This is a genomic window from Pseudomonas sp. RW10S2, assembly GCF_014268985.1.
Lineage (GTDB): Bacteria > Pseudomonadota > Gammaproteobacteria > Pseudomonadales > Pseudomonadaceae > Aquipseudomonas > Aquipseudomonas wayambapalatensis.
On record NZ_JABWRO010000063.1, the window covers coordinates 16332 to 30686 of the forward strand.

General features: G+C 61.7%; 12 protein-coding genes. 10 read left to right on the forward strand and 2 right to left on the reverse strand.

Annotation, left to right across the window (positions count from 1 at the left end; genetic code table 11):
• The first annotated feature begins 46 nt into the window (after nucleotides 1-46).
• The 9 genes from HU729_RS14940 (at nucleotide 47) to hisI (ending at nucleotide 9457) form a co-directional block, all read left to right on the forward strand.
• On the forward strand, nucleotides 47-916 hold the full coding sequence (locus HU729_RS14940) for a class I SAM-dependent methyltransferase (RefSeq protein ID WP_186710766.1): 870 nt from the start codon (nucleotides 47-49) through the stop codon (nucleotides 914-916).
• 142 nt (nucleotides 917-1058) lie between these two features.
• Nucleotides 1059-1484 carry a Fur family transcriptional regulator gene (locus tag HU729_RS14945; protein ID WP_186710767.1) on the forward strand — a complete coding sequence of 142 codons (426 nt, stop codon included), beginning with the start codon at nucleotides 1059-1061 and terminating at the stop codon, nucleotides 1482-1484.
• A gap of 17 nt (nucleotides 1485-1501) precedes the next feature.
• Nucleotides 1502-2728 carry a zinc metallochaperone GTPase ZigA gene (gene zigA, locus HU729_RS14950; protein WP_186710769.1) on the forward strand — a complete coding sequence of 409 codons (1227 nt, stop codon included), beginning with the start codon at nucleotides 1502-1504 and terminating at the stop codon, nucleotides 2726-2728.
• Between the two features lie 19 nt (nucleotides 2729-2747).
• Nucleotides 2748-3662, forward strand: a complete 915-nt coding sequence (folE2, locus tag HU729_RS14955; protein WP_186710770.1) for a GTP cyclohydrolase FolE2 — start codon at nucleotides 2748-2750, stop codon at nucleotides 3660-3662.
• Nucleotides 3659-4792, forward strand: a complete 1134-nt coding sequence (locus HU729_RS14960; RefSeq protein ID WP_186710771.1) for a GTP-binding protein — start codon at nucleotides 3659-3661, stop codon at nucleotides 4790-4792. The genes folE2 and HU729_RS14960 overlap by 4 nt, the downstream gene beginning before the upstream one ends.
• Nucleotides 4789-6222, forward strand: coding sequence for a cysteine--tRNA ligase (gene cysS, locus HU729_RS14965; RefSeq protein WP_238348383.1), 1434 nt, complete (start codon nucleotides 4789-4791; stop codon nucleotides 6220-6222). The genes HU729_RS14960 and cysS overlap by 4 nt, the downstream gene beginning before the upstream one ends.
• Nucleotides 6223-6320: 98 nt before the next feature.
• A complete protein-coding gene (gene thrS / locus HU729_RS14970; RefSeq protein WP_186710772.1) occupies nucleotides 6321-8366 on the forward strand; it encodes a threonine--tRNA ligase in 2046 nt (681 codons plus the stop codon).
• Between the two features lie 113 nt (nucleotides 8367-8479).
• Entirely contained in the window at nucleotides 8480-8920 is a 441-nt protein-coding gene (locus tag HU729_RS14975) for a transcriptional repressor (protein ID WP_186710773.1), read from the forward strand.
• 18 nt (nucleotides 8921-8938) lie between these two features.
• Entirely contained in the window at nucleotides 8939-9457 is a 519-nt protein-coding gene (gene hisI / locus HU729_RS14980) for a phosphoribosyl-AMP cyclohydrolase (protein ID WP_186710774.1), read from the forward strand.
• A 455-nt stretch (nucleotides 9458-9912) separates the two neighbouring features.
• Here hisI and HU729_RS14985 read toward each other — a convergent pair whose 3' ends face one another.
• A complete protein-coding gene (locus HU729_RS14985) occupies nucleotides 9913-10356 on the reverse strand; it encodes a hypothetical protein (protein ID WP_186665657.1) in 444 nt (147 codons plus the stop codon).
• Between the two features lie 75 nt (nucleotides 10357-10431).
• Nucleotides 10432-12534: a TonB-dependent siderophore receptor gene (locus HU729_RS14990; protein WP_186710776.1), complete on the reverse strand. Its 2103-nt coding sequence runs from the start codon at nucleotides 12532-12534 to the stop codon at nucleotides 10432-10434.
• A 484-nt stretch (nucleotides 12535-13018) separates the two neighbouring features.
• Here HU729_RS14990 and HU729_RS14995 point away from each other — a divergent pair, with 484 nt between their 5' ends.
• The gene (locus tag HU729_RS14995) at nucleotides 13019-14338 is read left to right on the forward strand and encodes an OprD family porin (RefSeq protein WP_063541571.1); all 1320 of its coding nucleotides are present in this window, start codon (nucleotides 13019-13021) and stop codon (nucleotides 14336-14338) included.
• Nucleotides 14339-14355: the final 17 nt, after the last annotated feature.

The following is a 14355-nucleotide window of genomic DNA, read 5'->3' on the forward strand; positions in this document are numbered from 1 at the left end:
TGACACGGATGCCATGACGAGGCGATCAGTCCACGGACGGGACGATATGGACGAGATGACGGGAAACATTGCGACTTCCAAACTCAAGGGCGTATCGCAAACCCTCTTGATCACCTTGGCCGCCCGGGCACTGGCGCCCAAGCACAATCCCGATCTGAATTTTTCTGACCCGTCGGCGGAGGCCATCGCCGCCGCTCTGGCGTTTGTCCCTGCCCAGTTCGCGGATGATCGGGCAAGCATGCGCGGCGCGATCGTGCGCGCGAAATGGTTCGACTCGGTGGCCCGGGCGTTCGTTCATGCGGAACCCGATGGACTGGTCGTGTCGATCGGCTCCGGTCTGGATACGCGCGCCCATCGCATCGGGTTGACACCCGATATCGACTGGATCGACATCGATCTGCCGCAGGTCATTGCCCTCCGGGACGCCCTGGTGGCGCCGCTGCCGCACGTCCGCAACGTGGCCGCCGACGGGACAGATGTGACCGCCTGGTCCCGCCTCGTTTCATGGCGACCTGGAAGAGCGGTCCTGGTCCTCGCCGAAGGGGTTTCCATGTATCTCGACCCTGTATCAGCACAAAGCTGGATACGCGATCTCTGTGGCGAATCGCGGCGAAAGGGTTCGATGCTTCTCTTTGCACTGGATCTTGCTTCTCCTTTCATGGTGAACCAGGGCCACCGCAACCGAAGCGTTCGAAAAATAGGCGGCCATTTCAGCTGGGGAGTGAGAGATCCGGCGGACCTGATCCAGCTCGACGAAGGCCTCGTATTGCGCCAGACCTACGACGTGGCCCGCCGGTCCGGCCTGACATCCCGGGTCGTGAGCCGCCTGCATCGATTGCTCACCGGTCGCCCTCTCTATAGCTGCGCGCTGTACGCCGTTCGCAATCTTGGCGGATCGCGCGAGCCTCCTGCCTGACCGCTGCCAACCCTATCGATGCGACGGTTCGGCAGGGAAATGATTCCGTCGATAACGTGCAAGGCGTCCTCGATGGCTTCTCAACATCAAGACGTTATGTTATAACGTTACATATCGATTGTTTTTCAGCACGGAGCGCTTCATGCCGCTGACGGCTCAACAGCAACAGGTCCTGACCGCCCTGCATCACGCCGAGGGGCCGCTCAGCGCCTATGCGCTTCTGGAGCGCCTGCGCGGTGACGGTTTCAATGCGCCGACCCAGGTCTACCGCGTTCTGGAGAGGTTGCGCGAGGATGGGTTGATCCACAGGCTCGCGACGTTGAACGCCTGGGTCGCCTGCTCGCAGGAGCCCAGCCGTTGCGCTCACCACGCACGGGCCTTCGCCATCTGTGACCAGTGCGGACGGGTCGATGAATTCAGCGCACCCGAACTGACGCAGTGCCTAGCCCAATGGGCGAGCGGGCGCGCCTTCCGGACCGATCAGGCCACCATCGAACTGCATGGGCAATGTGGCGTTTGCACGGACCGGGAAACCGAGGCCGGGGTGAGCGTGCCCATCCCTCACTGATACGCGAGATCGAGATCATGAAAACAGCCGACCATGCCGCGTCGGATGGCAAACTCCCTGTAACCGTGCTGTCCGGCTTTCTGGGCGCGGGCAAGACGACCTTGCTCAACCACATTCTGAACAACCGCGAAAACCGGTGTGTCGCGGTCATTGTCAACGACATGAGCGAGGTCAATATCGACGCGGCGCTTGTCCGGGACGGCGGGGCAGAACTGTCGCGGGTCGACGAAAAGCTCGTCGAGATGAGTAATGGCTGCATCTGCTGCACGCTGCGCGAGGATCTGCTGGTCGAGGTCGGGCGGCTTGCTCAGGAGGGGCGTTTCGATCATCTGGTGATCGAATCCACGGGCATTGCCGAACCGCTCCCCGTGGCCGAGACCTTCACCTTCGCCGGCGAGGATGGCCGCTCCTTGGCCGACGTCGCACGGCTCGATACGATGGTGACGGTGGTCGACGCCTTCAATTTCCTGCGTGACTACAGCTCGCGCGACAGCTTGCAATCGCGCGGCGAATCACTGGGTGAGCAGGATGCACGCACGGTGGTCGATCTGCTCATCGAGCAGATCGAGTTTTGCGACGTCCTCGTCCTTAACAAGGTCGATCTGATTGACGCGACCGACCGTGAGCGCTTGATGGCCATCCTACACACGCTCAATCCGCGCGCCCGGATCGAGGTCGCGGAGTTCGGCAAAGTGCCCCTGGACCGCGTACTCGACACCGGATTGTTCGATTTCGACCAGGCCGCGCAGGCGCCGGGCTGGCTCCAGGAGCTTCGTGGCAGCCACACCCCCGAGACCGAAGAATATGGCATCGGTCACTTCGTCTACCGGGCGCGCCGTCCCTTTCATCCGCAGCGCTTCTTCGCGTGGGTGCAAAGCGAATGGCCCGGCGTCGTCCGCTCCAAGGGCTTTTTCTGGCTGGCCAGCCATCCCACGCTGGCGGGGAATTGGTCGCAGGCGGGCGCGGTCGCTCGCCATGGCCCGGCCGGCTACTGGTGGGCGGCCGTGCCGCGCGAGCGCTGGCCGCAGGACTCCGATTCGCGCGCGCTGATCGAAGCGAATTGGGTCGAAGGCGTGGGCGACGCGCGTCAGGAACTGGTGCTGATCGGTATGAATATGGATAAAGCGGCGCTGTGCGCGCGCTTCGATGCCTGCCTGCTCAGCAACGAAGAAATGGCGCAGGGCCCGAAGGTGTGGACCCGTTGGGAGAATCCTTTCCCCGACTGGCCGCAGCTGGATGCTTGATCAGCCAACGGGATTGATGATGCACGCCACGCTACCAGATATTTCGGTCACCGATATCGCACCCGGCCAGATCGCCCTGGACTGGGTCGGCATGCAGGGAATCGACTTGCCCCTGTCCGTCGACGACGATGGCCGATGCTGGGACGTGCACGCGCGCGTCGATGCCCACGTCGATCTGCCGCTCGCGCATGTCAAAGGCATTCACATGTCGCGGCTCTACGGTCTCGTCGGTCAGCTCAGTGACGAGGGTGCTTTGACCACAAGGCGCCTGTGTACGTTGTTGGAAGCCATGGTCGAGAGCCATCGTGACTGCGGTAGCCGCAGCGCGCGCGTACGCCTGCACTTCGATTGGCTGATCCGCCGCCCGGCACTGGTGACGCAGGGCTTGTCGGGGTGGAAGTCCTATCCCGTGCGTATCACGGCCACACAGGTCGGTCCGCTAATCACTGTCGAGTTGCAGGTCGAGATCGTCTATGCCTCGACCTGCCCTTGTTCGGCGGCTTTATCCCGGCAACTCGTCGAGCAGTCGTTTCGCGAGACCTTTGCGGGACAGGATGTCTTGGCGCCGGAAGACGTTGGCGACTGGCTGCGCCGGCATGCGACGCTGGCGACGCCGCACAGCCAGCGCAGTCGCGCCGTCGTGCGCATCGATCTGCCGGCCCATACCGGATCGTTCGGTCTGACTGCGCTCATCGACCGCATCGAGCACGCCTTGGGCACGCCGGTGCAGACGGCGGTCAAGCGCGTCGACGAGCAGGCCTTTGCGGCCCTGAATGGACAGAATCTGATGTTTGTCGAAGACGCCGCCCGCAAGGTTCATGGCGCGCTTGCCGACGGATACCTCAATCCTCGCGTTCATGTCCGTCATGAAGAAAGCCTGCATCCGCATGATGCCGTCGCGTGGGCAGGTACCATCGAAGGAGAGGAACGGTGAGCAATTCTCTATCTTCGCGCATCCCCGTTACGTTGCTGACGGGCTTTCTCGGCAGCGGCAAGACCACGATCCTCAATCATCTCGTGCAGCAGCCTGAGCTGGCCACAGCGCTCGTCATCATTAACGAGTTCGGCGCTGTCGCGCTCGACCATCGGCTCGTCGCCCACAGCACCGACCATGTCGTCATGGAGATGAGCAGCGGCTGCCTGTGCTGCACGATCCGGGGTGATCTCATCGACACACTGCGCGACATCCATTGGCGCTTCTCACGGGAAGGCCTGCGTCAATATGACCGCGTGTTGATTGAGACCACGGGTCTCGCCGATCCGGCGCCCATCATCCACACCTTGATGACCCAGCCGGAGGTCGCGACCCGGTACCGCCTGGACGGGGTCGTCACGGCGCTGGATCTGGCGACGGGATGGGAAACGCTGGATAGGCAGACCGAAGCCGTCCGTCAGGCGGCGATGGCCGATGTGCTGTTGCTGACCAAAGGCGATCTGATCGCTCCCGAACGACGCTCGGAACTGGAACAGCGTCTGAAGGCGATCAACCCGGCCGCGCCGCGTTATGACGTCCGCGACGGTGTGGTGGCGCCCGACCTTCTCCTGGACCTGGGCTTCTACGCGGTCGAAGGCAAAACGCCGAATGTGAGGCGCTGGCTTCGCGAAGAAGCCTATGCCGATGAAAGACCGGTCAAGGGTGACACGCATGCCTCCGATCACTACCACGGACAGGGTGCCGATCACGCGCACCATCATGGCCATGGTCCTCATCATGAACATGACGTCAATCGGCACGACGATCAGATCCGCGCCTTTTGTTTCTCGTTGAACGAACCGATCCCGGAAGTCGTGCTGGCGGCGTGGCTGGAGATGCTCCTGCGCTTCGTCGGCAGCGATATCCTGCGGGTCAAAGGCATCCTCCATATCGAAGGCCATGACCGGCCGTTCGTCATTCAGGGCGTGCAGCATATCTTTCATCCACCAATTTCGCTTCCCGCCTGGCCGGATGAGGACCGGCGCTCTCGCGTGGTCTTCATCACGCGCGGCGTGGAGCGTCAGGCCATCGAAGAGACGTTCGATGCGTTCCGGCAGGCCGTTCCACAGGCGTGGGAGGTCGAGACATGATGTCGATAGGCGCGGTACAGAAGGCGGCGTCCCCGATCGTCCTGTACAACACGCTCACGCGCACGCGTGAACCGCTCAAGACGGAACGACCCGATCAGGTCACGATGTATGTCTGTGGGCCGACGGTCTACAACTTCGCCCATATCGGCAATGCGCGACCCGCTCTGGTCTTCGATGTGCTCGCCCGTCTGCTGCGGCACGACCATGGACAGTTGATCTATGCACGCAACTTCACCGATGTGGATGACAGGATCAACGCGGCGGCGGCCGCAACAGGCTTGCCGATCTCGGCCATCACGACGCGCTATATCGAGGCCTATCACGAAGATATGCAGGCGCTCGGTGTATTGCCGCCGGATTTGGAGCCGCGCGTCACCGATCATATTCCCGACATCATCGCGTTGATCGAGGCGCTTATCGTGCGGGGTCATGCCTATGTGGCGCAGCATGATGTGCTCTTCGACGTCGCGTCCTGGCCCGCCTATGGGCAACTGTCCGGGCGCCGTCCCGAGGATATGCTGGCAGGGGCCCGGGTGGAGGTCGCACCCTATAAGCGCAACCCGCTTGACTTCGTTTTGTGGAAGCCTTCGATGGCGGACCGACCGGGCTGGAGCAGTCCCTGGGGCCGCGGTCGTCCCGGTTGGCATGTCGAATGTTCAGCGATGATCGGGCGGCACATCGGCGGCACGCTCGACATCCATGGCGGCGGGCAGGATCTGATCTTCCCGCACCATGAAAATGAGATCGCGCAAGGCAGCTGCGCGCGCGATGGCGCGCTTTATTGCCACACCTGGGTCCACAACAGCTTCGTCACCGTCGATGGACAGAAGATGTCCAAGTCGCTGGGCAATGTCCTTCTGGTGCGCGATCTGCTCGTCCACGCTCCGGGCGAAGCGATCCGTCTCGCCCTGCTGGCCACCCACTATCGCAAGCCGCTCGACTGGAATGACCGGCGCCTCGGTCAGGCCCGTCAGACGCTTCTGCGCTGGTATAGGGTTTTGGCGCGTGTCGACGCCAAGCAAGACGCCGAGCCCGATGCGCGCCTGATCGAGGCGTTGCGGGACGATCTGAACGTCCCGCAGGCCATGGTTCGTCTGCACGAGCTGGCGATCGCCGCGACCCATGCGGATGCTGCCGAGGCGCCGCGCGCTGCTGCTCGCTTGCGGGCCTCGGCTGCCATGCTGGGGCTGTTGCAGGCGCCCCCGTCGTCCATGATGGCGACGCTTCAGGAGACCGTGCATACGCTTCCCAGTAACCGTCTGTCGGCGGAGCGTATCGCGGAGTTAGTCGCTTTGAGAGACCAGGCGCGGCGTGATGGCGATTATGTCCGGGCCGACGCCTTGCGCGCGGAGCTGGAGGCAGCGGGCGTGGTGTTGAAGGACAGCGCCGAAGGCACGCGCTGGCACCATCGTGATGAGGTCGCCTCATGAGAAGGGTCGCCCGGTTTCTCCGTTTTTCCGACGACGTTGCGCGAACCAACAACGTGTTGGTGAACGGCTATAAATCCATCCAGAACGAGTTTTAGACCATGGCGAGCATCGCGACATCCCACGACGTCACTGTCCGTTTGCCCGATGGGCGGGAGCACCGGTTCGATGGTCCGGCGACTGCTGCCGAAGCGCTGGCAATCCTCGATCCGGTCCATGCGGGAGATGCGATCGCGGCACGACGGGACGGCCAGTTGGTGGATCTCTCCGAGGTGCTTCTCCACAACGCTCTCATCGAGCCGGTCACCAGCGAGGATCACGACGGCCTGACGATCCTGCGGCGCGCCTGTGCCCAGTTGCTCGGCCATGCCGTCAAGCAACTTTACCCCTCGGCTCAGATGGCGATCGCGCGGGTCACCGACGACGGCTTCGACTATGACATCGCCTATGAGCGCCCGTTCACGCCCGACGATCTTCACGCCATCGAAGCCCGCATGCGGATTCTGGCGAGCGCGGAGTATGAAATTTTCAAATATGTTTTACCGCACGACGAGGCTGTCCGAATCTTTCGGTTGAACAAGGCCGGCTATAAGCTGCGATTGCTCGATGACCTCGCAAAGGATGCAACGGTCAGTATTTACATACATCAGGACCATATCGACCTGTCGCGCGGCCCCGTGGTGCCCAATTCCCGTTTCCTGAAGCTCTTCGTGCTTCAGCATGTCTCCGGTGCTTATTGGGATGACGATGCGACCGAAGCGCAGTTGCAGCGCATCCATGGTGCGGCCTGGGCAAACGAAGCGCAACGCCAAGCCCATCTCCATCGTCTCGCCGAAGCCGAGCAACGTGATCATCGGCGTCTCGGGCGCGAACTAAATCTTTTCCATTTCGAGCAGGAAGCGCCGGGCGCCGTCTTCTGGCACCCGCGTGGCTGGACGCTGTTCCAGCAATTGATCGCCTATCTGCGGCGGCGACAGCAGGCGGCCGGCTATGTCGAGGTCAACACGCCGGACGTGATGGATCGCGCGCTATGGGACATCTCGGGCCATTGGCAGAATTATCGCGAGCATATGTTCGTGACCGAACCCGAGCCGGGTCGATCGCTGGCGCTCAAGCCGATGAGTTGCCCGGGCAGCGTGCTCATGTACCGCCATGGCCTAAAAAGCTATCGCGACCTGCCCATTCGCATGAGCGAGTTCGGCAAGGTGCATCGGTACGAGCCGTCCGGTGCGCTGCACGGGTTGCTGCGTGTGCGCCATTTCACGCAGGATGACGCCCATATCTACTGCGTGGCGGACCAGCTGGATGCGGAGTGCCGCTCGGTCATCGACCTCGTGCTCGATGTCTACCGCGATTTCGGCTTTGACCAGGTGCGCGTCAAATTATCGACCCGCCCGGAACACCGCATGGGCGAGGACGCGCTTTGGGATCGTCTGGAAGCCGCGTTAACGCAGGCACTCGAAGGCGTGGGCGTCGCGTTCGAACTCAATCCGGGGGAAGGCGCCTTCTATGGCCCCAAGCTTGAATTCGTGCTGCGCGATGCGATCGGTCGCGACTGGCAGTGCGGTACGCTTCAGGTCGATATGAACCTGCCGGAGCGCTTCGGGATCGACTATATCGATGAAGCGGGAGAGCGGCGGCGCCCCGTCATGCTTCATCGCGCGATCCTGGGTTCGCTGGAACGCTTTACGGGCATTTTGATCGAGCATCATGCCGGCAAGCTCCCGCCCTGGCTGGCACCGGTGCAGGCCATGATTCTGTCGATCAGCCGCGATCAAGACGATTATGCGCAGGAGGCCATGCACTGGCTGCGCGAAGCGGGCCTGCGCGTTGAGGTTGACGTGCGCAACGAGACGATCGGAGCTAAGATCCGCGAGCATAGTCTGCAGTGTATCCCGTTCCTCCTGGTCGTCGGTGCGCGTGAGCAGAAAGCCGGCACGCTCGCGATCCGTGGACGACAGGAATCACGCCATTTGTCGTTGATGGATGCGGTAGGTTTTTTGCTGGAGGAAACCCGGGCACCGGGTACAGCTCACCGTCGAGGCACACAGCGTCCTTTGTGCATCGATCTCGCCAAATGGGGACAGCACGACCGTGGATCGGCGACGGCTGAGCCGGCGAACGGGTTGAGACCGGTCGCGCCATGATAGGGGCGCCTCGGCGCCCGATGTCGATCGACGGGCTTGCTGGAACGGCACCCCAGCGGACTGCCGGTCTCGTTTTTAAGACGATCTCAACAGCGATGTCTCCGGAGAACAGGATGACAGCCCATAATAGGTGCGCCGAACCCGCACGGCCGAGCCTCTATCCCGCCATTCTGCGCGTCTTCGAAGGTGCGCTCGATCTGCCTCTGTCAGCTGAGGACGTGTATCGGCGCTATCGCGCGCAAGATGGCAAAGCGGGTCCAGCCGCCTTCGATCGAGCCCTGAACGCACTGAAGGCCGCGGGGTTGCTCAAAGTCGTCCACCTCGCCGCCGGGGCGGCCGGTTATGAGCTCGACGATGAACCGACGCATGACCGGTTGATCTGCAGCCTGTGCGGGCGCGTCCAGCGCTTCGACGATGCCGAACTTCATGCATGTCGCCAGCGCATTGCAGCACGCCATGGGTTCGACGTGGTCGGTGCCACGCATGTGATCTACGCGCATTGCCGGCAACCGGACTGCTCGCATTTCCAGGGTCGAACCATGACCTTGAGATAAAGCTTGATGGAGACCGAAATGAGCAAAAACAATGCAGCGTCGTCCGTAGCAGCCCCGGCACACGCCGTCCGGTTCGCTGAGCGGCGATCGATTGATCAGGTCGAGGAGGGCCATGACCTGGCTCCCCGCTTCGATGCCCAGGGCCTGATACCGTGCGTGACGAGCGACGCGGACACTGACGAAGTGTTGATGTTGGGATATATGAACCAGCAGGCGCTGACGATGACCATCGAGACCGGTGAAGCACATTATTGGAGCCGTTCGCGCCAGATCGTATGGCGTAAAGGCGCGACCAGTGGCCTCATTCAGACCGTTCACGAGTTGCGCATCGATGACGATCAGGACAGCGTCTGGCTTCGCGTGCGCGTAGCCGGCTGCGGTGCGAGCTGTCATGTTGGCTACCGATCCTGCTTCTATCGCCGGGTGCCCGTGGCCGCGCAGCGATCGCGTGGGCAAGCGCTGGTCTTCACCGAGACGCAGAAGCTATTCGATCCGGTCCAGGTCTACGGCGATGCACCCAATCCGACGAAGCTTTAGCCTGCGACCCGAGCCGGCGATATAGACCGGAACATTGTGTTGATCGCGCCAGAGGAATGCCGGTGGATGATGCTAGACGGCTGTAAGCGGGCTGCGTGATGACTGTGTCGCCAAGAGTGGAAATGGATTCGGTAGGAGTATTTCGGTTCAAGCAGATTTTGGGCTCGCTTGGCTCTTCCAGAACCATTTCTATGTGCAATCCTGCATTCGAAAGCCGCCTCCACTTGTTCAACCCCATGGACACGGCCAACGTCCATGAGTCGCCGCGTGACGCGATGAGATGCGACGCAACCTGCGATGCAGGGGCTCCCATGTGACACTCAGCCTCGGCAACGCAAGCAGCTTGGTATCATTTTGACTTGGCCTAACCTATTGCTCCACAAAGGTTTCCGCTGAGTACGGCAAGGTTCAAACACACTTGACATCGGACATTTTTTATGGGCGCACGCCGAGTTTCAGCCGAACTGCTTCTGCTGTTGCTGCTGCTTGGCCACCGCCTCCGACGCTGCCACGTAGGCGTCCTGGAACTCGTCGCTTTCCAGCCAGGCCATGGTGGCCGCTTCATCAGCGCCATCGAGCCAGGCGCGGTAAGCGGTAAACACCAGGACGATGTAGTCGGTGGCGTGCTCTTCCTTGTGCCCCTTGAGCACCAGCGCCAGCAATGGATCGACCAGGAACACCGAGATCATCGCCACCAGGCCGGTTTCCTGTGCTTCCTTCATCTTCTTGAACAGCGCGTCATAGCTGCCGGATTCCATGGCCTTGCTGTACACCTGCTCGACGCTGGTGCTCTCGCCCGCGCTGGCCTTGACCGCCTGGCCGCCGCGGACCATGCGGTTCTGCTTGGCCTTGGAGGCGGCGCGCTTGGCGCGTTTCTGTTGCTTGGTGTTGGAGGCCATGGGTGAATCCTTGGGGGTGTCCGAAAAAACGCGTATTGAAGCCTAGTTGGCGCGCTTCTGGATAGAGCCCATCGGTCAGAAGCTGTAGGTGCCTGTCACCACCAGGCTGCGCGGATCGCCGAACTGGATCTGCGCGGCGCTGGTCGCCGAGCTGTAGTAGGTCTTGTCGGTGAGGTTGTTCAGCGCAGCGCGAACGTCCCAGTCGTGGGTGCGGAACCCGGCCAGCGCATCCCAGCGACCGTAGCCTGGCAGCACCGTGGTGTTCTGGTTATCGGCATAGCGGTCGCCGACCAGGGTCAGGCCGGTTTCGGCGTACCAGCCCAGCTCCGGTTTCCAGGTCACGAACAGGCTGGCGTTGCGTCGCGCCACGTTGTTTACCCGATTGCCTTCCAGGCCGCCGTTGTCCTTGGCGATGATGGCATCCTGCAGGCCGATGCCGCCGCGCACGTACCAGTTGCCGACCACATTGCCCTGGGCCGTCAGCTCGATGCCTCGCGAGCGTTGCAGGCCGGTGAGGATGGTGATGCCTGGGTTGTCCGGATCGGTGGTGCGGCGGTTGTAGAGCTCCAGCTCGTAGACGGCAAGGGTTGTGCTCAGGCGCTCGTCGAACCAGTCGCTCTTGACCCCGATTTCCTTCTGGCGGGTGTTCTCCGGAGCGGTTTCGTTGGTGTTGCCGGCAGCGCCGGGGGTGATGCCGATCAGGCCGCCGCCGACCGGGGAATAGGTCTTGCTCCAGGAGGCGTAGAACGAATGCTCCTGCCAGGGCGAATAGACCACGCCCAGGCGCGGGCTGGTGCTGTTGTCGTCCTGCTTCTCGGAAATGCCCCGCAGCTTGTTGGTGGTTTCCACCTCGAACTGGTCGAAGCGCACGCCCGCGAGGATCTGCCATTGGTCGTTGAGGCGGATCTGGTCCTGCAGGTAGACGCCACGGCTGTCGACCACGGTATGGTTGTAGCTCGACGGCACCATCGGGCCGTTGTGCTGCAGGCGTCGGTTGGGATTGTTCAGGTTCAGCGGTGGTACTGCCTGGCCACCGGCGTTCGCCGCCAGGGCGGTGTACAGGCGCGGGTCGCGGCGCTGGTTACCGAACTCCAGACCCAGCAGCAGCTTGTGCTCCAGACCCCAGGTGCTGACATCACCCTCGGCCTCGAGGTTGTTGAACAGGTTGCGGGTGTTCAAGTCCTGCTGCCAGCGCTGGCGGGTCACCAGGTTGGTGCTCGGGGTGTAGCCGGTGAGGTAGGTGTTGTCGAAATCGCTGTCGAGCTTGAACAGGCTCAGCGTGTGGCGCAGTTGCCAGTTGTCGCTGAGTTGGTAGTTCAGGCGCGAGCGCAGCGACTGCGACTTGTCATCGATGAAGTCGCGCTGCGTGTCGCCATAGGTGGTGCTGCGCCCGACATCTGCCGGACGGCCGCCGACACCCGGAATGCCGCGATCCGGCGTGCGGTTGTAGCGGCTGTATTCGTACTGCACCAGCCAGTTCAGGTCGGGGCTCAGTTGCCAGCTCAACGAAGGCGCGAACAGCTGGCGGTTACCGTCGACGCCGTCGCGGAAACTGTTGTTGTCCTGGTTGCCCATGTTCAGGCGCACGCTGATGTCGTCGTTGAGGTCGGCACTGAGGTCGGCGTACAGGCTGCGCAGATCCTCGCTGCCGCCCTGGGCTTCGAGGGTCGAGCGACGGCCATGCTCCGGCGCCTTGCTCACCCGGTTGACGATGCCACCCTGGCTGCCGCGGCCATAGAGCACCGCTGCCGGGCCCTTGAGGACCTCGATGCGCTCGATGTTGTGCAGGTCGCGCACGTACTGGCTGTCATCACGCACGCCGTCCAGATAGAAGTCGTTGCTGGCGTCGAAGCCGCGTATGCGCAGGCTGTCGAAGCGAGTGTCGGCACCGCTGCTGACGTTGGGGATGCCCTCCAGTGCCTTGCCCAGGCTGTTGGTGCCGTAGTCCAGGACGTTGGCGGTCTTCACCGTGTCGATGGCCTGCGGGACGTAGCGCACCGGGGTCGAGGTGCGGGTGGCGGTGCTGACGTCCTTGACCCGCGGGTTATCGCGCTCGCGTTCGCTTTCGGCAGTGACCGAGAGTTCAGGCAGGGTCGTGGTGGCAGCGCTGGCAAGGCCTACGCTGAACATCAGCGACAGGCCCAGGGACAGGGGAGACAAGCGGCAGGGGGCAAGCATCGGCAGGCATCCAGCAGAGGTTGTTGTGAAAAGGATGCGAATGTTAATGCTTGCTATTTGCTCTTGCCTGCCTATTTGTAAAGATGAAGATTTACGAATGTATCAATTTGTAACTGGTAATTATTCGCTTTTATGCGCGTGTTTTTGTCAAGTCAACCAAGAGTAGGCTGTCTGTACGAAAGTACAGAAAAGAGAGGGAATAACTGTCTGTTCTGCGATTCAGCACAGATTTGCACCAGCTCTGGCCTTTAATTTGGTTATATCAACCTTCATTTCACGTTTTTTTGACATTGAGAAGCACACGCGGCTAGGATTCGGCCTCTACGCCTGCCGGCCATCAGTTGGCCGAGCGCCGGACGAAGCCCGCTACCTGCAAAAGGAGCGGGGTTTTCAGTTTGGATACAAGCGTCGAACCTACGAAGGGGCGTTGGTTCCTGGCGTTTTAGGTAGCAGAGCGTTCTGATTCGGTAATAAGGAAAACAACATGTTGAATACAAGGATCAGCCTGGTAGCGCTGGCACTCATCGCCGCCACTCAGGCCCAGGCCAACGACCAGGCCGAAAGCAAGGGCTTCATCGAGGACAGCCACGCCAACGTCCTCCTGCGCAACGCCTTCATCAACCGTGACAAGAAGCACCACACCAACGACCAGTCCCAGTGGGGCCAGGGCGTGATCGCCAACTTCTCCTCCGGCTTCACCCAAGGCACCGTGGGTGTCGGTGTCGACGCCTTCGGCCTGTACGCCGTGCGTCTGGATGGTGGCAAGGGTCGTAACCAGGGTGGCGGTGTCGACTTCTTCAAACGCTCCGACCCCACCTTCGACGGTGAGAAAACCAACGCCCCTCACAACCTGGCTCGTGGTGGTGCAGCGGTGAAGTTCCGCATCTCCAACACTGTGCTTAAGTACGGTGACCAGATGCCGGCTCTGCCGGTCCTGCAGTACGACGACGCTCGTCTGCTGCCAGAGAGCTTCACTGGCACCATGATCACCTCCAAGGAGATCAAAGGCCTGGAGCTGAATGCAGGCCGCTTCACCCAGGAAGCCCGCAAGAGTGCCGAGCGCCGTGATGGCGGTGGCCTGAAGTCGATCAACGTGCTCGGCGGCAGCTACAAGTTCACCGACAACTTCACCGCGTCGCTGTACACCGCGGACAACGAAGATGTCATGAAGAAGCACTACCTGGGTCTGAACTACGTCTTCCCGATCGCGGCCGACCAGTCCCTGACCCTGGACTTCAACGGCTACAAGTCGGACATCGACAACAAGTATGTGCGTGAAGCTGGCTTGAATGGCGACCGCAACACCATCTGGAGCCTGGCGGCTACCTACGCCTATGGCCCGCACTCCTTCACGCTGGCCCACCAGCGCAGTACCGGCAGCACCGGCTATAACTATGGCTGGTACCAGAACGAAGGCGGTGTCGGCGACGGTGGTTCGACCATCTACCTGGCCAACTCGTACTGGTCCGACTTCAACGCCGAAGACGAGCGCTCCTGGCAGTTGGGCTACGGCCTGGATTTCGGTGCCTTCGGCATCCCTGGTCTGACCTACAAGCTGGCTTACGTGGTGGGTGACAACATCAACACCCGCAACCTCAAGAACCCGGAAGGTTTTGGCGAGGGTAAGGAGCGCGAGATCTTCAACCAGGTTCGCTACGTGGTGCAGGACGGCCCGGCGAAGGACCTCTCGATCAAGCTGCGTAGTTCGTTCTTGCGTACCAACAACGCTGTGCGCCAAAACGGCTACAACGACGACGGCAACGAAGTTCGCGTGTTCGTCGAATACCCGATCAGCATCTTCTGATACTGATCTGGCGTAAC